This window comes from Parvibaculum sp. (genome assembly GCF_030651915.1).
Taxonomy (GTDB): domain Bacteria; phylum Pseudomonadota; class Alphaproteobacteria; order Parvibaculales; family Parvibaculaceae; genus Parvibaculum.
The window spans coordinates 481,183-498,706 of the sequence record NZ_JAUSBV010000010.1 but is presented as its reverse complement, the minus strand read 5'-3'; the positions used below and the strand labels follow the sequence as shown (position 1 = coordinate 498,706).

Below are 17,524 nucleotides of genomic sequence, written 5' to 3'. Positions count from 1 at the left end.
GGCGCCTCATATGCCCCCAGGCGGGGGCATATGCCAAAGGGGCAGTACATATGGCACGCTCGACAGCGACGGCATTGATGGCTGGATTGTCGGTTGGCATCGCCTCCTTCGGGGCGACGGCGGCGGACTATGAATACTCGCCAACGCATCAGCTAAATCTCGGCCAGATCGGCGTCACCAAGACGCTGCACAGTTCGCTGACCGGCGCCGGCGTCGGTATCGCCATCTTCGATTCGCTGGTCGATCGGACTCACGTCGACCTGACCGGCCGCACCGATCTCTATGTCTATGGCGGCGGCCTCTACAGCCAATATGGCGGTCACGGCACGCATGTGGCCGGCATCGCGGCGGCAGCCGCCAACAATCTCGGCATTGTCGGCGTGGCCCCCGGCGCGCATATCTACGGCTATGGCGTTTTCGACGATTACGACTGGGTGGCACACGACCACGGCCGGGCGGCGCTGAACAGCATCCGGACGCTGAACCTGTCGGGCGCCAATATCCGGGTCGTCAACATGAGCTACGGCCCGGTGGCCCGGGGCGACGTTTTCATTCCCGGCGAGCTGGCGCTGTTCGCCGGCTACAGAAACGACGTCGTTCTGGTGCGTGCGGCCGGCAATGACGGCGTCAACGCGATTTTCGAGCCGTATTCGGGCAAGGCCAGCAGCGACCTCGGGCATCTGCTGGTCGTCGGTGCGGTCGATGCCAACAACAAGATCGCCAGCTACTCCAACAAGGCCGGCACCGCCTGCATCGCCGCAACGAACAAATGTGCCGCCAGCGAGAAGATGTCGAACTTCTTCATCGTCGCCCCCGGCACCAACATTCTCTCCGACTATCCGGGCCAGATGCTGGCCTGGATGTCGGGCACCTCGATGGCGGCACCCCATGTCACCGGCGCCGTGGCGTTGATCGCCGAGGACGGCCTCAAAAAGAACACACCGCTGACGCCGACGCAGATCGCCTCGATCATCAAGAAATCGGCGACCGATCTCGGCAAGAAGGGCGTCGACGCCGTTTTCGGCTGGGGCCTGCTCAACGTGCCGGCGGCGCTGGCGCCGGTCGGCGATGTGACGGTCGTGACGACAAAGAAAGTGAAAGCGCCAAAAGCACCGAAGAAGGCCGCGAAGTCGAAGGCGCCGCCGAAATTCGGCAGGGGCCGTTTCTCGCATGGCGGCACCGGCGATCCGGCGCTGCTGAAGGGCATGGTCGTGTTCGATGCTTACGGGCGCCCCTTCGAAGCCGATACGGGGAGCTTTGCCGGAACCGCGCCGCGTTCGCTGTCGCAGCGGGGTCTGTCGATGCTCGGTCTCGTGTCGCGGCAGGAGACGATGAATTTCGACGATGCCGACCGGGCGGTGCTGGCCTGGACGGCGACCGGCCTCGATGGCCAGCCGACATCCGCCATACGCATGGTCACGGATGGATATGAGCTGAGCATCGGGCTTGGCGCCCCGGAAATCTTCCTGGCGGACATGCCGTCGGCCAATCGCGCGGCGGCGCCGCAGCGCTTCTCGCAGGTGATGTTCTCCTCGCTCGGCGAAGCCGGCGCGCTGTTCGACAACGCCATGTCGGTGAGTTTCCGGGCGCCGATTTCCGACCGCCTGGACGGCACCCTTTTCAGCATGACGGCGACCGCGCCGGCGGAAGACATCTATGCGCCGGTGCTTTTCGAGAACAGCGGCAAGACCGACGGCGACAGCCGCTTTGCCGCGCTCGGCCTTTCATATCGCATCGCCGATGGCTGGTCGCTCGGCGCCTCCTATGCGGTGCTGCACGAGCGCGGCAGCGTGGCCGGCATCGAATCGAGCGGCGCTTTCTCGCTTGGCACAGAGGCGCTGACGCAATTCCAGGGCCTGAATATTTCCGGCGACATCAATGAGCGTTATTCGGTCGGCGCCTTCTACACGCGCGCCAGCATCGACAGCTACGGCACCGCGGGTTCGCTGTTCGATGCCGCCGATGGCTGGACGGCCGATCATTTCGGCGCGACCTTTGCGGCGCGAAACGTTCTTCATGAGAACAGCCTGCTGCGCTTCTCGCTGGTGAAGCCGCTTCAGATCACCAGCGGCGCGGTTTCGGCGCGGGTGCCGGTCGGGCGCGAGCTCGACGGCACGGTCAATTACGAGCAGCGCCGATCCGCTTTCGACGGCAACGCGCTGCCGGTCGAGGCGCGGCTCGAATATATCGCCGAAACCGGCGCCGGCATGTTCGGTCTGGCGCTCGACCTCGTCGACACCGATCTGCGCGGCGGCGGCGAAAAAGGTCTGGCGCTGGGCGCCGGGTTTGCCTTCGCGTTCTAGAGTCTTTCAGTGTTTCGTGGAAACACTGAAAGACTCCAGGTTGTTGTTTGGTCGCGCTTCTTTTCGGAAAACCGGATTCCACTTTTCCGCGAAGCGCTCCAGGATGAGTTGACGGCCTTTTGCTGCTTCCTCGCCTTCACCGCGCGGGCTACACGCTCGACGATTTGCGCGCGGCCGCAGCATGTGGAGGTGGGGTGACTACTGCCGCTTGCCTGCCTGCGAGGCGTAGCGCACGGCTTCGTCCGCGGCGCGGAAGAGGGCCTTGGCCTTGTTGACACTTTCGTCGTATTCGCCCTGCGGACTGGAGTCGGCGACGACGCCGCCGCCGGCCTGCACATACATCTTGCCGTCCTTGACGATGGCGGTGCGCAAGACGATGCAGGTGTCCATTTCGCCGGCGGCCGAGAAATAGCCGACGCAGCCGGCGTAAGGTCCGCGCTTTTCAAGCTCCAGCTCGTCGATGATTTCCATGGCGCGGACTTTCGGCGCGCCCGAGACCGTGCCGGCCGGGAAGCCGGCGACCAGCGCCGAGATTGCATCGTAGGACGGATCGAGATCGCCTTCGACATTGGAGACGATGTGGATCAGATGCGAGGTCAGTTGCAGCGCGAATTTTTCGGTCACTTCGACCGAACCGATTTTCGAGACGCGGCCGACATCGTTGCGCCCCAGATCGAGCAGCATCAGATGCTCGGCGCGCTCCTTGGGGTCGGCCAGCAGTTCCTCGCCGATGGCCTCGTCCTCGGCGCGGCTCTTGCCGCGGTGGCGGGTGCCGGCAATCGGGCGGATGGTGACGCGGTTGTTCCGCACACGCACCAGAATTTCCGGGCTCGAGCCGACAATGGCGAAACCGGCGAAGTTGAGAAAATAGAGGAAAGGCGAGGGATTGATGCGGCGCAGCGCCCGGTAGAGCGAGAAGGGCGGCAGCGCGAACGGCGTTTCGAAGCGCTGCGACAGCACGACCTGGAAGATGTCGCCGGCGGCGATATATTCCTTCGCGCGTTCGACCATCGAAAAGTAAGTGTCCCTCGGCGTGTTCGATGTCGGCTCGGCCAGCGTCGCGACGTCGAGCGGCTGCGGCGCATGGGTCAGCGCGCGATCGAAATCGGCGACGATGTCGCTGAGGCGTTCCTCGGCGCGGGCATAGGCCGCCTTCGCGTTGACGCCGGGCTCGGGACGCACCGGCGTCACCAGCGTCACCTCGTCCTTCACGGAATCGAAAACAGCAATGATGGTCGGCCGCACGAAGAGACCGTCCGGCAGGCCGAGCACGTCCGGATTCTCGTCCGGCAGATGCTCCATCAGCCGCACCATGTCGTAGCCCATATAGCCGAAGACGCCGGCGGCCATCGGCGGCAGTTCTTCCGGCAGCTCGATGCGGCTTTCCTCGATGAAGGCGCGCAGGCTTGCCAGCGCGCCGCCGGTGCAGGGCTCGAACGCCTCGGCCTCGAAACGCGCCTTGCGGTTGATCTCGGAAGCGTCGCCGCGCGCCCTCCAGATGGCGTCGGGATTGAGTCCGATGATCGAATAGCGGTTGCGCGCATCGCCGCCCTCGACCGATTCCAGCAGGAAGCTGTTCGGCTTGCCGTCGGCGATTTTCAGCATCGCCGAAACCGGCGTGTCGAGGTCGGCGACGAGGCGGCGATAAACGACCTGTGCGGCGCCGGCCGTGTGGGCACGTTCGAAGGCGTCGAAAGACGGCGAGATCATTGTCCGCTATCCGCCGCCGTCAGTTGCTGCACCAGACGCGCATTGACGTCGTAGCCGAGCTCGTTCTGGTAGCCGGTAATGAAGGTCTGGATCATGTCGGCCCGGATCGAATCGAGCACATTCTCACGCGCCTTGGCATAGATCTCGGAAGCCGGGTCGAGTTCGGGTTCGATGACGTCCCGGATCTGCATCAGCACCAAACCATCGCCGAGACCGAGCGGTCCCCAGACGACGCCGCCTTCGGGCGCGGCGAATGCCTTGGCCACCGCCTGGCGCGAAAAGGTGTCGCTCTGTGCATAGCGCCGCATGCCGGGCGCGGTCAGCACGGCGCGTCCGAGTTCGGCGGCGATGGCATCGAAGCTCTCGCCCTTGTTGGCGCGCGCGGTCAGCGCTTCGGCGCGCTCGATCAGCGCCGCATCGCGCGTCTGCTCTCGCCACAGTTTGACGACCTGGTCGCGCACCTCGTCGAGCGGCTTGAGATGCGGCGGGTCGATATTGACGACGTCGATCCAGTAATAGCCATCGTCGGTTTGCTGCGGCGGCGCCATTTCGCCGATTCCGATTTCATAGACCAGACGCAGCAAATCCGGCAGGTCGGGCAGTTCGACCGCATCGCCGCCGCGCGTCCGGCCGTCGGCGGTGACGCCCGCAATGTGGCGCACCGTCAGATTGTAGCGCTCGGCGACATCTTCGAGCGAGGCGCCGCCGGCACGCTCGTCATGGATGGCGTTCTGGATATCGTAGACTTGGTCGCGCGCAATCTCGAGTTCGAGCGCGGCGCGCAGTTCTTCCTTCACCGTATCGAATTCGGCAAGCTTCTCGGCCTCGATCTTGCGGACATGCATGATGACCCAGCCGAGCGGGCCCTGGACCGGTTCGCTGAACCGGCCTTCATCGAGGGCAAAGGCCGCCGCGCCGAGATCGAGGGAGAGCAGCGCTTCACGCGTGACCAATCCGCGTTCGACATCGGCGAGCGACAGGCCGAGATCGGCGACGACGGTCGAAACGGGTGTGCCGGCGACGAGCCTTTCATGGGCCGCGCGCGCCGCCGCCTCGCTGCCGAAGGGGATCTGCACCACATCGCGCCGCTCGGGCATGTCATAGTCGCCGCGCCGCTGTTCGAAGGCGAGCGCCAGTTCCTCATCCGAAATCGTCACCGCGTGGGTCAGGTTCTCGGGTTCCAGCACCATGAAGCTGAAATCGCGCGTCTCGGGCAGCGTGAAGGCCGAGGCGCCGGCCTGATAGACGGTTTGCACGATCTCCTCGTCCGGCTCGCCGGTCTCGCCGGCAAGCGCGGCCGGCAGAATGACATAGCCGACGGTGCGGGTTTCTTCCTGGAAGCGGCCGACCGCGCCGATCATCGCATCGGGAGCGGCAATGCCGGTGTCGATGACGTCGATCAACTGGCGGCGCGCCAGATATTTGCGCCGCTGCTCGATGAAGCGCTCCTCGGTGACCCCCTGGTTGCGCAGTGCCTGGCGGAAGAGGTCGCGGTCGAAGCGGCCGAAGGGCCCCTGAAGCGCCGGATCGCTGACAATGTCGGCGCCGACAATATCGTCGCCGACCGCGAGCCCCAGTTGCCGCGTGGCGCCATCGAGTGCCGCAAGGCTCATCAGCCGCGACAGGGCCATGCGGTCGATGCCGAAGCGCCGCGCCATTTCCAGCGTCACCGGCTGGCCGAGACGCTGCCCGGCCTGGTCCATCTCGACCCTCAGCTCGCGCTGGAAGGCGATGGCGTCGACTTTCTCGCTGCCGACCGAGGCGACCGTGTCGCCGCCATAGCCGGTGAAAATGTCGTTGATGCCCCAGACGGCGAAGGCGACCACCAGCAGGCCGATAATGGCCATTCCGACAAAACCGGAGGCACTTCTTCGCAACATATCGAGCATTTCGGATCTTTCTTTTGCGGTCGTGGCATCAGCGGCGCGCCAGTCACGCCGTCCTTCGAGAGGGCGGCATGATAGGTGCGGGGCCGGACACCCGCAAGCGGATCGCGCGGGCTTCCCGGTTGATTTTCTTGGGAAAACGGGCCCCGCGCGCCGCTTGCGGCTGTCAGATCGACGGTCCGATCATCGGCGGCGCGCCGAACCGGACATAGGCATCGATGCTGGCCCGGGTGAAGACGACGAAGAGCCAGATCGTGATGAAGCTCGCCCCGAACCAGAGCACGAGATCGCGCAAAGCCGTGGCGCCGGCCCGCGCGTCGCGATCCCCCGCCGCAACGGCGGCGATGAAGGCGAAGAAAGCCGCCTGCAGCGCCGGCACGATGACGACAAGGGCACCGAGCAGGTCGTCCGGCGGCCGGGTCCGGAGCGCAAGGGTGAGAAAGGCAACCAGCGCCGTGCCGACGCCGGCTATTTCGGTATTCCGGGCAAGCCACAGGGCCGGTCGCAATGTCGCACGGTCGGTAAGCGTGGTCATGAGATTCTCCTTCTCTCCTCGCACAGGCGAGGAAAGCTGCAAGTCGTTGCAAAGTATTCGCAGGCTCCGGCGCGCGTCGCCGCACCTGCTACCGTTCGACGGGTGACGTCTTACGGGTGAGGCAGGCTGTGGATTTCCGGCGCCCGGATCGATCCGGGAGCGGAACATCGGCAGACACGCCGGGGATGCCGGTTGAAGTATTGGCGAGGCATGACGGAACTCCGGAAACGTGGGTGAGGATCACGGACCGGAACCCTGAAAACACAAGAGCCCCGATCTGGTTGAACGGGGCTCGAAAAGTCGATTTTGCAGGCTATATCAGCGCGCGCGCAAGCGACCCGGCCCCGAAGGCGAGTAGTTTCGACCGTTGGTCTCGAAGACCCATTGCATGTGCAGGTTTGTCATGGCGCGCAACCTACGCTTGAGTCGTTTACTTGCCAATTGAATAATCATGGCAATGGAGAATTTTGTCGCACCTGTGTTCTATTTCACGCAGGTCGTTGCGGTTGGCGCTGCCGTGACGCTCTGCTAAACGGAGCGCAACGATTCAGGACGCGATGGAGCAGGACAAATGGCGGCGCGCATCAAACCGCTGGCGGCGGGCAACTGGAAGATGAACGGGGCGACGGCCTCGAAGAAGGAACTGGCCGCGCTGGCAAAGAAGCTTGGCGGCAAGAAGAAGCCTGCCTGCGACGTGCTGATCTGTCCGCCCGCGACGCTGATCGCCGCTTTCAGGGATGCGGCGAAGGGCACGAAGATCGCCATCGGCGGCCAGGACTGCCACGCCAAAGCGTCGGGCGCCCATACCGGCGACATCTCGGCCGAAATGCTGAAGGACGCCGGTGCCACCTATGTCATCGTCGGCCATTCGGAACGCCGCGCCGATCACGGCGAAACGGATGCCGTGGTGAAGGCCAAGGCCGATGCCGCGCATCGGGCGGGGCTCGTCGCCATTGTCTGTGTCGGCGAGACCGAGGCCGAGCGCAATTCCGGCAAGACGCTCGCCATCATCAAGAGCCAGTTGAAAGCTTCGCTGCCCGACGCGGCGACGGCCAAAACCACCGTCATCGCCTATGAGCCGGTCTGGGCGATCGGGACGGGGCGCACGCCGACGGCGGACGATGTGGCCAAAGTCCATGCGGCCATCCGAAAGAGCCTTGAAGCGCGCTTCGGCACCGAGGGCGCCAAGATGCGCATACTCTATGGCGGTTCGGTGAAACCTTCGAATGCGGCGGAACTGATGGGCGTCGCCAACGTCAACGGCGCGCTGGTCGGCGGCGCGAGCCTGAAAGCGGATGATTTCTGGGGGATCATTTCGGCTTATTGCTGAGCAAAACCGCCGAAAGCCGCGATTTTCTTAATATTCCTTGTAAGTTACCCGCGAAGCGTTTATATACGCGAAATCGAATTTTACTGGTTCGGCTGCTCTCCACGCTCGCGATCGAGCGCCGGACCTGTCTTTCCCGATCCCGCAAAGTTTGATTCGCTGTCGCACGTGCGACGGCGGCGCTATCTCAACACACGAAGGAATGCCAACTATGGCGAACGGAACAGTTAAGTGGTTCAACGGTCAAAAAGGTTTCGGCTTTATTCAGCCGGACGGCGGTGACAAGGACGTTTTCGTCCACATCTCCGCAGTGGAACGTGCCGGCATGAGCACGCTCAACGAAGGCCAGAAGATCGCTTACGATCTCGAGACCGATCAGCGCAGCGGCAAGGTTTCGGCCGCGAATCTGCGCTCGGCTTGATTGCCCGAAAAAGGGGCGCTTCGGCGCCCCTTTTTTTATCCGGAGCGGCACAATGGCGCGCAAGAAGCCGATGGATGGCGACTTTCTGATGTTCAACGTCGTCTACGAGGACGGCTCGCTGAGCTCAAACCGCAAAGTGCCGACAGCTGAACTCGACGGCGTCAAGGATACCGCGACCGCGCGTGCGATCATCGAAGCGCAGGACCGCGAGATTGCCGAAAAGTCCGGCAGACCGAGAGGCCGCGTCAAATCGATCGACCGCGCGGGCCGGAAATAATTCCGCCGCTGCGGCCGAAACGGAGGACCGGATGGCTTTCAAGCCCAACTACAATCACGAGCGCGCCGAACGCAATCGGGCCAAGGCCGCGAAGGCGCAACTGAAATTGAAAGAGCGCGAGGAAAAAGCCGCGCTCCGCAAGGCGTCGGGCGACGACAATGAGGCCGCGCCCGAGGAAGGGTCCGCAGAATGACGACGCAGAAGCACAAGTTCGACATCGGCGAGACGGTCGATTTCAATCCCGGCGGTTCCTATCCGCCGGCGGCCCGCGGCCGTTATGTGGTCCTGCGCCAGCTTCCCTCCGAAGGCGTCGACTATCAGTACCGGATCAAGAGCGTGGCTGACGGCCAGGAACGCATGGTTCGCGAAGGCCAGCTCGGCTAACCGGCCCCGGCCCCTGCGGCGCCAATCCGGCGGACCGCAACGAGGGCTGGAAACCGGCGCGCTCATGCGCTACAACGCGCCCGGACTGACCCGGCCCGGCAAGACCGGACGGACAGGCCCTTTTGACCAGTTTTCGGACCGCGCGGAGCATCATGGCGACCATCATTCTCATTGTTCATCTGATGATCGCGATCGCGCTGGTCGCCTCCGTGCTGCTGCAGCGCTCCGAGGGCGGCGCGCTGGGCATCGGCGGCGGCGGCGACGGCTTCATGTCGAGCCGCGGCGCCGGCAACATGCTGACCCGCACAACCGCCGTTCTGGCGGCGATGTTCATGACCACCAGCCTGGTGCTGGGCATTCTCGCCTCGCGCGGCGGTTCGGCCGACTCGGTCCTCGACCGGGTGATCGCGCCGCAGGAACTGTCCGACGAGGACCTGCCCCAGGTGCCCGCACCGCTGGGTTCCGAGTTCCCCACCGCTCCGGCCGCGCCGGAGCCGGCCGAGCCGAGCGTGCCGCGGGCCGAATAAGCCGAATTCGAGCGGCGCGAGCCAAACCCGCGCCGGTCAGACAATTTTCCGCCGGAGCCCTGTTTGGCGCTTCGAATCGTTCTTCATTGTGTAATCTAGGGGCCCATGACGCGGTATATCTTCATCACCGGCGGCGTGGTTTCCTCCCTCGGCAAGGGTCTCGCTTCCGCGGCGCTCGGCGCGCTCCTGCAGGCGCGCGGCTATTCCGTGCGGCTGCGGAAACTCGACCCCTATCTCAACGTGGATCCGGGCACCATGTCGCCGATCCAGCACGGCGAGGTGTACGTCACCGATGACGGGGCGGAGACCGACCTCGACCTCGGTCACTACGAGCGCTTCACCGGTGTGCCGGCGAGCCGGGCCGACAACATCACCACCGGCCGTATCTATCAGGACATCATCGCGCGGGAACGCCGCGGCGACTATCTGGGCGGCACCGTGCAGGTGATCCCGCATGTGACTGACGCCATCAAGGAATTCGTGCTCTCGGGCAATGACGATGTCGATTTCGTGCTCTGCGAAATCGGCGGCACGGTCGGCGATATCGAGGGCCTGCCTTTCTTCGAGGCGATCCGCCAGCTCGGCAATGAACTCGATCGCGGCCAGACCTGCTACATCCACCTGACGCTGCTGCCCTACATTCCCTCGGCCGGCGAAATGAAGACCAAGCCGACGCAGCATTCGGTGAAAGAGCTGCGCTCGATCGGCATCCAGCCCGACATTCTGATGTGCCGCTGCGACCGGCCGATCCCGAAGGACGAGCGCCGCAAGATCGCACTTTTCTGCAATGTGCGCGAAACGGCCGTTATCCAGGCGATGGACGTCGACACGATCTACGACGTCCCGCACGCCTATCACATGGAGGGGCTGGACCGTGAAGTGCTCGCCGTCTTCGGCATCAAGGGCGCGGCCGAGCCCGACCTCGCCAAATGGCAGACCATCACCCACAACATCCGCGAGCCCGAAGGCGATGTGACCATCGCCATCGTCGGCAAGTACACCGGTCTCAAGGATGCCTACAAGTCGCTCTCCGAGGCGCTGGTGCATGGCGGCATCGCCAACAAGGTGCGCGTCAACGTCAAATGGGTGGAGTCCGAGGTCTTCGACACCGAGGACACGGCTTTCTATCTCGAGGATGTCGACGGCATTCTGGTGCCGGGCGGGTTCGGCGAGCGCGGTTCGGAGGGCAAAATCCGCGCGGCGCAGTTCGCCCGCACACGCAATGTGCCCTATTTCGGCATCTGCTTCGGCATGCAGATGGCCGTCATCGAGGCGCTGCGGAACATTGGCGGCCTCGAAGGCGCCAGCTCGACCGAATTCGGCGCCACCAACGAGCCGGTGGTCGGCCTGATGACCGAGTGGATGCACCAGAACGAACTGGTCAAGCGCGCTGCCCATGGCGATCTCGGCGGCACCATGCGGCTCGGCGCCTATGACGCGGTGCTGGCCGAAGGAAGCCGGGTGGCCCGGATTTACGGCTCGACCCATATCAGCGAGCGTCACCGGCACCGCTACGAGGTCAACATGACCTATCGCGCCCAGATCGAGGCGGCCGGACTCGTAATGTCCGGCGTCTCGCCCGACGGCCTCTTGCCCGAGATCATCGAGATACCGGATCACCCGTGGTATATTGGCGTCCAGTACCATCCGGAGTTGAAGTCGAAACCCTTCGACCCGCATCCGCTGTTCCGCTCCTTCGTCGAGGCGGCGGTTGAGCAGAGTCGGCTGGTTTAGTCGCAGAGAAAGACAAGTTCGATGTCCGCCAACAAGACCGTCAAAATCGGCAAGCTTGAAATCGCCAACGACAAGCCCTTCGTGCTGATCGCCGGCCCTTGCCAGCTCGAAACGCGCCAGCATGCCTTCGACATGGCGGGCGCCGTGAAAGAGATCACGGACAGGCTCGGCATCGGCTTCATCTACAAGACCTCCTTCGACAAGGCCAACCGCACCAGCCGCAATGCGACGCGCGGTCTCGGCCTCGATCTGGCGCTGCCGATCTTCGAGGACCTGAAGAAGGAATTCGGCGTACCGGTGCTGACCGACGTGCATGAGCGCGAGCAATGCGCCGAAGTCGCGGGCTCGGTCGATATATTGCAGATTCCGGCATTCCTGTGCCGCCAGACGGACTTGCTCGAAGCGGCCGCCCAGACCGGCAAGGTCGTCAACGTCAAGAAGGGCCAGTTCCTGGCGCCCTGGGACATGAAGAACGTCGTCGCGAAGATCGTCGATGCCGGCAATCCGAATGTGCTGGCAACCGAGCGCGGCGTCAGCTTCGGTTACAACACGCTGGTCAACGACATGCGCGCGCTGCCGATCATGAAGGAACAGTGCCGGTGTCCCGTCGTCATCGACGCGACGCATTCGGTGCAGCAGCCGGGCGGGCAGGGCACGGCATCCGGCGGCGACCGGACAATGGTGCCGGTGATTGCCACCGCCGCCGTTGCCATCGGCGTTGCCGCGGTCTTCATGGAAACCCATCAGGACCCGGACAATGCGCCGTCCGATGGACCCAATATGGTCAAGCTTGCCGACCTGGAGGCGCTGCTGTCACGCCTCAAGAAGTTCGACGCGGTGGCGAAAGCTGCCTAGGCCGTCTGCTTCTCGCCCCTGATCTGCGCCTGGACTTCCGAGAGCAACTCGGCCGAACCGAATTGCGCGGCATTGGCGTCCATCTTGCCGAGCGCGAATTCCGGCGGCACGACTTCCGGGCCCTGGCCTGCCGGCAGCGGTGGCGTGTAGTAGCCGAGCGCATAGCTTCCCATTGAATAGCCGATCAGCGCCTGCAACTCCGGCGAGAGATCGCGCGCGATTTCGGGCGGGCAGGAGAGATACTGGTTCTCTTCCTGCCGGAGCCAGCCCAACGTGTAGGTGATGTTGATGCCGATGCGGTCGCCATTCGACACATTAGCACCGCCGCCATGGAAGACGCCGCCCGAATAAATGAGGACGGAACCGGCGTTCATTTCGGCATAGCCGATCTGATCATCCGTCGGCTGATAATCGTCCGGCCAGTCGAGACTGCCGGGGCAGACCTGCGTCGCGCCGTTTTCCTTCGTGAAATCGCTGATCGCCCAGATCGTGTTGAACTGCGGTTCGATGTTCTTGAGATACGTGCCCCAGGCCCAGCGGTCGCGATGGATCTGCTGCTTCTTCTGGCCGGGCGTGATGCGGATGACCTGCGTCAGATGCAGCTGGATGCGTTCGCAGAAGGGTTTGAGAAAGGTTTCCGCCGCCTGAACGATGATCTTGTTGGTGACCATCTCGCGGCAGGCCGGCGAGCGCGCGACCAGCGCGCCGGTGCGGGTCGTCAGATTGCCGGTGAAATCGTCGCGTCCAAAATCGGTCGCCTCGATATAGGGCATGGTCTCGGCGCGCACTTGCGCGAGCTGCGCCGGTGTCAGCGCATCCCTCAGGATCAGCGCGCCGTCGCGCTTCAGCACCGCCAGAATTTCGTCGGCGGAGGCGGTGGCGGGCAGCGTTTCGAGTTTCGGCATCTTGTCCTCCCGTTTGATCTCAAGGCGCCGGCAGAAGCGGGCGCAGCATGGCTTCAAGTTGTTTGCGCTGACGTTCCGGCGGCCAGTCCTCGCGCTCCAGCGTCGCGCGGATGCAGAAACCGTCGAGGACCGAGATGATCGCATCGGCCGTCATGTCCGGCTCGATCGACGCGGCGAGCTTCCGTCCGGATTGACGGCGCCGGATGATCGCGGCGAGACCGTCGCGGAATTCGTCGTAATAGGCCTTGTTGATGCGGGCCAGCGCCGGATCGCCGATGGCGCGGCTGAAAAAGCTGAGCCAGACCCGCCAGTCGCGCAGCCGCTCTTCGTCGACGGGAAGGATGAGGGCCGCCAGGTCGACCAGATCGTCGACCTCATCGCCATGCCGCAGCATGTAGAGGATGTTCTGGGCGACATGGTCGAGGGCGGCCAGCAGCACCGCGTCCTTGTCCTCGAAATAATGGGTGATTGTGCCCGTGGTGGCATGGGCCGCGCGGGCGACGTCGACAAGCCGCGTGTTGTCGATGCCCTGCTCGCCGATGACGGCAATGGCGGCTCTGGCAATGTCGCGGCGGCGGGCGTCGTGGTCGATCTTTTTTGGCATAATGGTGATTATATAAAAATCCTGGTCCGGCGCAAGGCCGAATTGATCGGGATTGCGCCGGCGGTCTTCCCCCGGCCCGGAAGTAACTTCGTCACGTTCCGGCTTTTGATCTGTCCGGCGGCGAACCTTCAAAGGACAGAGGTTCGTCGTCATCGGATCGGTGAGCTTCAAATCGGTCGCCCCCGCTAGATTCTTCCAGGAGCGGGTTGTCTGGCGAAAGACGCGCACGTTTCCTTGCGATGATCGCATCCGAATTGCGACCGAGATAATACGAAATCGTTTCGGTGCGGATTCGGACGGAACCGGCGGGCTTCGTCGAATCGAGCTCCTGAAACGAAAAGAACAACGTTCCCGAACGCTCGACGATCTGCTGCGCTGGCGTGAAGGTCGGCTGGTCCATGCCGCATTCGTAGCTCGTCAAGCGGATGACGCAGGAGATCCAAGGCAGCCGCGCGGCGACCTTCGCGCCCCAGAGCATTTCGTTGGTGTTGGCGCTGTAGGAGGACGGCCAGACATCGTCGATGTCGAAGGGCGAGCGGATATGCCCGACGGCGAGATCATCGCCGAAGATCCACTGCATGATGTCGTCGTCCGTCGGGAAATACTGCATCCACAAGATCGGATAGCCATAGGCCTGCAGATCCGCCTCAATCTCGTGGCCGATGCCCGTCTCCATGTGGTACGGCCGCGCCAGCACCATGATGCAGGGCTTGTCGTTCCGCGCGCACCATTCCAGCACCTCGCGGCTCTTCGCCCGCATTGCCCGGTTGAAAGCGTCGAGCGTGCGAAAACCCTCTTCGACCGCCTCGGCGGTCTCCTCAAAGGTGAGTCCCTCGATCACGCCGTCGAGCGCGCCGAAGAGCTGCCTTGGCACCAGCCGGCGCTCGCCGAGCGAGACGAGGGGGGAGACGTAGCGGATGCCGTTCTCCGCGAAGACGTCCGCCTCTCTGATGAAGCCTGTCTTGATATTCTCCGGCGCGGCCATCACGCGAGGGCAGGCGAGGGAATCCATCACGTGGCCATTGAGGAATGAGGAGAGCGAGTAGATCATCGGCGAGAAGAGGATGTCGATCTTGCGCTTCTGGCCGAAGACCAACTCGCCGTAATGCCCCGAGCCGCATTTCACCGGATAGCAGCAATCGACGGTGCCGCGCCCGCGCCCATACTCGTGCATCTGCTCTTCTGAGGTGTCGGAAGAGAATACCACGCGGTTGTTGGGGACGCCGAGCGCACCGAAGAAGCCGAGCCAGAACTGGTGCGTCGTCCAGACGTTGAGGATCTTGGGGATGCCGATGCGGTGCTTTGCCCGGGCCGCCCGGATCTCCTCCTGGGATGCTCGGCGGTCAGATACCCTGAAACGCGCGCCATCGAAGTCCGTCAATATGAGCTCGATCAAGGAAGTGTCCCGTTGCATCCGGCAGATTGAATGTCCGGATGGCTGTTGCCTCTTCAATGCACAGGAGGATCGATATGAACACCCGATTGATTGCTCTACTTTCCGCGTTCGCCGCCGGTGACGTGCCTGTACGCGCATATCGTGAAAAAGATGGTCGCGTGCTGGCGCAGCGCAAGGCCAAGGGGTTCAGCGCGCCTCTTCTGGTCCCTTTGTGGATAGCCATGGGGATCGTCGGAACAGCAGCGATGTTGCCATTCTATGGTCCGGCGGCATGGGCGCTGCCGGCGCTCGCGTTCCTCGTCGCCTGCCCGCTGCTTGTCACCTGGGTGCTCTTTGTAGAAGGCGGAGACGCGCCCGAAACCTAGTCCAAAAGGTGGTGCTTGCCGATCGGAACGACACTGCTCGCCTGTGCGCCGTGTTCGCTTTCGCCTTCAGCAATCGACAACCTGACCTCGCTGCCTATTTTCAACATATCGAAGGCTCCGCCTGTCACACTGTTCCGATGAAAATAGATTTCTTCGCCCTCGCTGGTCTGAATAAAGCCATACCCTTTGGCAGGTAGAATCTTCGTCACTGTTCCATGAGGTGATGTTTCATGCGCCTTCACGTCGCCGCGCATGCGGCGGGCACGATCTTCAAGTCGCCTTGCAATGGCATCGAAAGCATCGCGTACGGCGACATATATGTCCTCATGAGCATGGTTCTTCGGACCCGGATCTCTCACAGAAATCTCGCCGGTCGGGATTCGGACGATGACGCCTACGCGGTAGAGTTTTCCCTTGTGATGGCGATCCCCTGAGACGTCCACGGTAACCTGACAGCTAATAATTCGATGAAACAAATGCTCCAATTTCGCTGCGTGCTCACGAATTCGATCCTCGACAGCGGGCGAAGGGTCCATATTGCGGAAGATGATCGAAATCGGCCGTTGCATGGGACATCCCTCCATCGTTAATCGGAGCCTGATCGTTTTTAGACACTTGGCCGGTCGTTTGGGCATTGATCCTGGTCAAAGAGCCAAGTGGCTTTCCGGCGCATGGTTTTTGACCGCTGAAGTCGGAGTCCATTGGCGGGTGATACGGAGAAGTGGCGATGCTCACCATCAATCCCGAAAAGGTCTGCCACGTCATCGTGAAAGCACGCGTGTTCGACGCGAAGGAAGAGGTCAGCGACCCGTCGCCGGGTTCCAACCCCACCGATGATGGCAGCGCCGACATTCTGGAAGATTTTGCAGACGATCCGACGCGCCAGGAACTTATCGAGTTCATTCGCGGACTCGACGAGGACGAGCAGGTCGAACTTGTCGCGCTCTCATGGCTCGGCCGCGGCACGTATGAATTCGTGGAGTGGAACGACGCGCTTGACGAGGCGCGCGCCGCGCACAACGAGCGTACGGCCGAATACCTGATTGGCCTGCCGCTACTTGGCGACTACCTGGAAGAGGGGCTTTCGGCCTTCGGTGAGAGCTGCGAGGACTTTGAAAAGAATCGATTGTGATGTGGATCAATGCCGCTCCAGCTCAGCCGGGCTTTGATTGACAACAGCAATGTCTTGGTGTGGCGGACCTACCGCACATCGCCATCAGGGAGATAGGACAATGAAGGTCAAGGAGATCATGCACAGCAACGTGACGTGGGTGGGGCCGGATACGACCCTGTCCAAGATCGCGAAGAAAATGCGGGACGAGGATATCGGTGCGGTCCCCGTGGGCGAGAACGACCGTCTGATCGGGATGGTGACGGATCGCGACATTACCTGCCGCGCGGCGGCCAATGGCGGCGACATGAAGAAGCTGACGGCCCGCAAAGTCATGACCAAGAATGTCGTATGGTGCCGCGATACTGACGACGTCAAGGCGGCGGCTCGTCTCATGGAAAGCAAGAAAATCCGCCGCCTGCCGGTTATCGATGAAAACAAGCGGATGGTCGGCATGCTCAGCCTCGGCGATTTCTCGGGGCAGACCCCGAAAAGTCTTTCGGGCGAGATTGCCTCGGCGGTTGCAACCCATCACGCATGAAATGCATGCGAGGCCGCCTTTGCGGGCGGCCCCGTCTGCGTTTCGCTGCCTATGCACCACGGAACGCTTCCGGCCAGAGTTGGTGCATGTCGCGCGGCAACTGGCGAGCAATCTTGGCGATCTCACCGGCATCGAGCCGATCGGCCATGACGGCAAGCACTGCGATTACTGCTGCTTCAGGGTCAATGTCGAGCCCTGCCGGGAGCGCGTCGTCGACACGGTCGATAAAGTTGTCCGCATGCTTTTCATTTGTCGGCGTACCGGACGGGCGCCAGCCTTCATAATAAAATCCGCGTACGAGCATCGGCAATTGCGCGCCGAGATGGACGGCGCTTTCGGGCGTCAGGCGATCGCGCAACGCATGAAGTGTGCAGCGCAGCGCAGAGTAGGCAAGGCGCCGATTGTCGCTTTTCAGGCGCTCCATAATGTCCTTGAGCCAAGCATTGGTCTCGTGAACGGTCGTATCGAATGTGTCGAGTCCGGTTGTGGTCATTACGGGCATCCTCGGCAGAAAACCCCAGCATAAGGTCGACCGGCGGCTGTGCCTTGATCCAGAGCAACGCGAGGTAGATTTTCTCGCTCGTTGATTGCGATCAAGGCAACGCCCCGGAATTTCAATTGTCCTGTCTGAACCGGCTGGCAA

The 17,524-nt window shown here is 62.9% G+C and carries 20 protein-coding genes; 12 read left to right on the top strand and 8 right to left on the bottom strand.

Features of this window, described 5'->3' with window-relative positions:
• The first annotated feature begins 50 nt into the window (after positions 1–50).
• On the top strand, positions 51–2,303 hold the full coding sequence (locus Q7V31_RS16480; RefSeq protein ID WP_304735901.1) for a S8 family serine peptidase: 2,253 nt from the start codon (positions 51–53) through the stop codon (positions 2,301–2,303).
• A gap of 198 nt (positions 2,304–2,501) precedes the next feature.
• Here Q7V31_RS16480 and trpE read toward each other — a convergent pair whose 3' ends face one another.
• The 3 genes from trpE to Q7V31_RS16465 all read right to left on the bottom strand — a co-directional run bounded on the left by trpE (position 2,502) and on the right by Q7V31_RS16465 (position 6,434).
• A complete protein-coding gene (gene trpE / locus Q7V31_RS16475) occupies positions 2,502–4,013 on the bottom strand; it encodes an anthranilate synthase component I (protein WP_304735900.1) in 1,512 nt (503 codons plus the stop codon).
• Positions 4,010–5,902: a peptidylprolyl isomerase gene (locus Q7V31_RS16470; protein WP_304735898.1), complete on the bottom strand. Its 1,893-nt coding sequence runs from the start codon at positions 5,900–5,902 to the stop codon at positions 4,010–4,012. The genes trpE and Q7V31_RS16470 overlap by 4 nt, the downstream gene beginning before the upstream one ends.
• 163 nt (positions 5,903–6,065) lie before the next feature.
• Positions 6,066–6,434, bottom strand: coding sequence for a hypothetical protein (locus Q7V31_RS16465; RefSeq protein WP_304735896.1), 369 nt, complete (start codon positions 6,432–6,434; stop codon positions 6,066–6,068).
• A 571-nt stretch (positions 6,435–7,005) separates the two neighbouring features.
• Between Q7V31_RS16465 and tpiA the strand changes: the two genes are divergently transcribed.
• From tpiA to kdsA, 8 genes are all read left to right on the top strand, one after another.
• On the top strand, positions 7,006–7,764 hold the full coding sequence (gene tpiA / locus Q7V31_RS16460) for a triose-phosphate isomerase (protein ID WP_304735895.1): 759 nt from the start codon (positions 7,006–7,008) through the stop codon (positions 7,762–7,764).
• 208 nt (positions 7,765–7,972) lie between these two features.
• The gene (locus Q7V31_RS16455) at positions 7,973–8,182 is read left to right on the top strand and encodes a cold-shock protein (RefSeq protein WP_293506055.1); all 210 of its coding nucleotides are present in this window, start codon (positions 7,973–7,975) and stop codon (positions 8,180–8,182) included.
• A gap of 52 nt (positions 8,183–8,234) precedes the next feature.
• Positions 8,235–8,459 carry a hypothetical protein gene (locus Q7V31_RS16450; RefSeq protein WP_304735890.1) on the top strand — a complete coding sequence of 75 codons (225 nt, stop codon included), beginning with the start codon at positions 8,235–8,237 and terminating at the stop codon, positions 8,457–8,459.
• Between the two features lie 31 nt (positions 8,460–8,490).
• The gene (locus Q7V31_RS16445) at positions 8,491–8,652 is read left to right on the top strand and encodes a hypothetical protein (RefSeq protein ID WP_304735889.1); all 162 of its coding nucleotides are present in this window, start codon (positions 8,491–8,493) and stop codon (positions 8,650–8,652) included.
• On the top strand, positions 8,649–8,843 hold the full coding sequence (locus tag Q7V31_RS16440; protein ID WP_304735888.1) for a hypothetical protein: 195 nt from the start codon (positions 8,649–8,651) through the stop codon (positions 8,841–8,843). The genes Q7V31_RS16445 and Q7V31_RS16440 overlap by 4 nt, the downstream gene beginning before the upstream one ends.
• Positions 8,844–8,995: 152 nt before the next feature.
• A complete protein-coding gene (secG, locus tag Q7V31_RS16435) occupies positions 8,996–9,370 on the top strand; it encodes a preprotein translocase subunit SecG (RefSeq protein WP_304735887.1) in 375 nt (124 codons plus the stop codon).
• Between the two features lie 105 nt (positions 9,371–9,475).
• Positions 9,476–11,104 (top strand): CTP synthase, encoded by a 1,629-nt coding sequence (locus Q7V31_RS16430; protein ID WP_304735886.1) that lies wholly within the window; start codon positions 9,476–9,478, stop codon positions 11,102–11,104.
• 21 nt (positions 11,105–11,125) lie between these two features.
• Positions 11,126–11,959: a 3-deoxy-8-phosphooctulonate synthase gene (gene kdsA / locus Q7V31_RS16425; RefSeq protein ID WP_304735885.1), complete on the top strand. Its 834-nt coding sequence runs from the start codon at positions 11,126–11,128 to the stop codon at positions 11,957–11,959.
• On the opposite strand, the gene Q7V31_RS16420 is transcribed toward kdsA, so the two are convergent.
• The 3 genes from Q7V31_RS16420 to Q7V31_RS16410 all read right to left on the bottom strand — a co-directional run bounded on the left by Q7V31_RS16420 (position 11,956) and on the right by Q7V31_RS16410 (position 14,864).
• Positions 11,956–12,864, bottom strand: a complete 909-nt coding sequence (locus tag Q7V31_RS16420; protein ID WP_304735884.1) for a phytanoyl-CoA dioxygenase family protein — start codon at positions 12,862–12,864, stop codon at positions 11,956–11,958. The genes kdsA and Q7V31_RS16420 overlap by 4 nt on opposite strands.
• Before the next feature lie 19 nt (positions 12,865–12,883).
• The gene (locus Q7V31_RS16415; protein WP_304735883.1) at positions 12,884–13,468 is read right to left on the bottom strand and encodes a TetR/AcrR family transcriptional regulator; all 585 of its coding nucleotides are present in this window, start codon (positions 13,466–13,468) and stop codon (positions 12,884–12,886) included.
• A gap of 91 nt (positions 13,469–13,559) precedes the next feature.
• Positions 13,560–14,864, bottom strand: coding sequence for an acyl-CoA dehydratase activase-related protein (locus Q7V31_RS16410; protein WP_304735882.1), 1,305 nt, complete (start codon positions 14,862–14,864; stop codon positions 13,560–13,562).
• Positions 14,865–14,938: 74 nt separating this feature from the next.
• Between Q7V31_RS16410 and Q7V31_RS16405 the strand changes: the two genes are divergently transcribed.
• Positions 14,939–15,229: a hypothetical protein gene (locus Q7V31_RS16405; RefSeq protein WP_304735881.1), complete on the top strand. Its 291-nt coding sequence runs from the start codon at positions 14,939–14,941 to the stop codon at positions 15,227–15,229.
• Here the strand turns inward: Q7V31_RS16405 and Q7V31_RS16400 are convergent.
• Positions 15,226–15,798, bottom strand: coding sequence for an HPF/RaiA family ribosome-associated protein (locus tag Q7V31_RS16400; RefSeq protein ID WP_304735879.1), 573 nt, complete (start codon positions 15,796–15,798; stop codon positions 15,226–15,228). The two genes, Q7V31_RS16405 and Q7V31_RS16400, sit on opposite strands and share 4 nt — an antisense overlap.
• A 158-nt stretch (positions 15,799–15,956) precedes the next feature.
• Between Q7V31_RS16400 and Q7V31_RS16395 the strand changes: the two genes are divergently transcribed.
• Positions 15,957–16,361, top strand: coding sequence for a DUF3775 domain-containing protein (locus tag Q7V31_RS16395; protein WP_304736046.1), 405 nt, complete (start codon positions 15,957–15,959; stop codon positions 16,359–16,361).
• A gap of 100 nt (positions 16,362–16,461) precedes the next feature.
• Complete coding sequence (locus Q7V31_RS16390) at positions 16,462–16,881, top strand: CBS domain-containing protein (RefSeq protein WP_304735878.1); 420 nt, start codon at positions 16,462–16,464, stop codon at positions 16,879–16,881.
• Positions 16,882–16,930: 49 nt separating this feature from the next.
• On the opposite strand, the gene Q7V31_RS16385 is transcribed toward Q7V31_RS16390, so the two are convergent.
• Positions 16,931–17,374 (bottom strand): DUF2267 domain-containing protein, encoded by a 444-nt coding sequence (locus Q7V31_RS16385; RefSeq protein ID WP_304735876.1) that lies wholly within the window; start codon positions 17,372–17,374, stop codon positions 16,931–16,933.
• Positions 17,375–17,524: the final 150 nt, after the last annotated feature.

Bases quoted from the DNA above. Each gene is read 5' to 3' on its own strand.
- trpE (WP_304735900.1), bottom strand. From the start codon at position 4,013: ATGATCTCGCCGTCTTTCGACGCCTTCGAACGTGCCCACACGGCCGGC.
- Q7V31_RS16440 (WP_304735888.1), top strand. From the start codon at position 8,649: ATGACGACGCAGAAGCACAAGTTCGACATCGGCGAGACGGTCGATTTC.
- kdsA (WP_304735885.1), top strand. From the start codon at position 11,126: ATGTCCGCCAACAAGACCGTCAAAATCGGCAAGCTTGAAATCGCCAAC.
- tpiA (WP_304735895.1), top strand. From the start codon at position 7,006: ATGGCGGCGCGCATCAAACCGCTGGCGGCGGGCAACTGGAAGATGAAC.
- Q7V31_RS16400 (WP_304735879.1), bottom strand. From the start codon at position 15,798: ATGCAACGGCCGATTTCGATCATCTTCCGCAATATGGACCCTTCGCCC.
- Q7V31_RS16395 (WP_304736046.1), top strand. From the start codon at position 15,957: ATGCTCACCATCAATCCCGAAAAGGTCTGCCACGTCATCGTGAAAGCA.
- Q7V31_RS16470 (WP_304735898.1), bottom strand. From the start codon at position 5,902: ATGCTCGATATGTTGCGAAGAAGTGCCTCCGGTTTTGTCGGAATGGCC.
- Q7V31_RS16385 (WP_304735876.1), bottom strand. From the start codon at position 17,374: ATGACCACAACCGGACTCGACACATTCGATACGACCGTTCACGAGACC.
- Q7V31_RS16465 (WP_304735896.1), bottom strand. From the start codon at position 6,434: ATGACCACGCTTACCGACCGTGCGACATTGCGACCGGCCCTGTGGCTT.
- Q7V31_RS16430 (WP_304735886.1), top strand. From the start codon at position 9,476: ATGACGCGGTATATCTTCATCACCGGCGGCGTGGTTTCCTCCCTCGGC.
- secG (WP_304735887.1), top strand. From the start codon at position 8,996: ATGGCGACCATCATTCTCATTGTTCATCTGATGATCGCGATCGCGCTG.
- Q7V31_RS16445 (WP_304735889.1), top strand. From the start codon at position 8,491: ATGGCTTTCAAGCCCAACTACAATCACGAGCGCGCCGAACGCAATCGG.
- Q7V31_RS16405 (WP_304735881.1), top strand. From the start codon at position 14,939: ATGAACACCCGATTGATTGCTCTACTTTCCGCGTTCGCCGCCGGTGAC.
- Q7V31_RS16455 (WP_293506055.1), top strand. From the start codon at position 7,973: ATGGCGAACGGAACAGTTAAGTGGTTCAACGGTCAAAAAGGTTTCGGC.
- Q7V31_RS16480 (WP_304735901.1), top strand. From the start codon at position 51: ATGGCACGCTCGACAGCGACGGCATTGATGGCTGGATTGTCGGTTGGC.
- Q7V31_RS16450 (WP_304735890.1), top strand. From the start codon at position 8,235: ATGGCGCGCAAGAAGCCGATGGATGGCGACTTTCTGATGTTCAACGTC.
- Q7V31_RS16390 (WP_304735878.1), top strand. From the start codon at position 16,462: ATGAAGGTCAAGGAGATCATGCACAGCAACGTGACGTGGGTGGGGCCG.
- Q7V31_RS16415 (WP_304735883.1), bottom strand. From the start codon at position 13,468: ATGCCAAAAAAGATCGACCACGACGCCCGCCGCCGCGACATTGCCAGA.
- Q7V31_RS16420 (WP_304735884.1), bottom strand. From the start codon at position 12,864: ATGCCGAAACTCGAAACGCTGCCCGCCACCGCCTCCGCCGACGAAATT.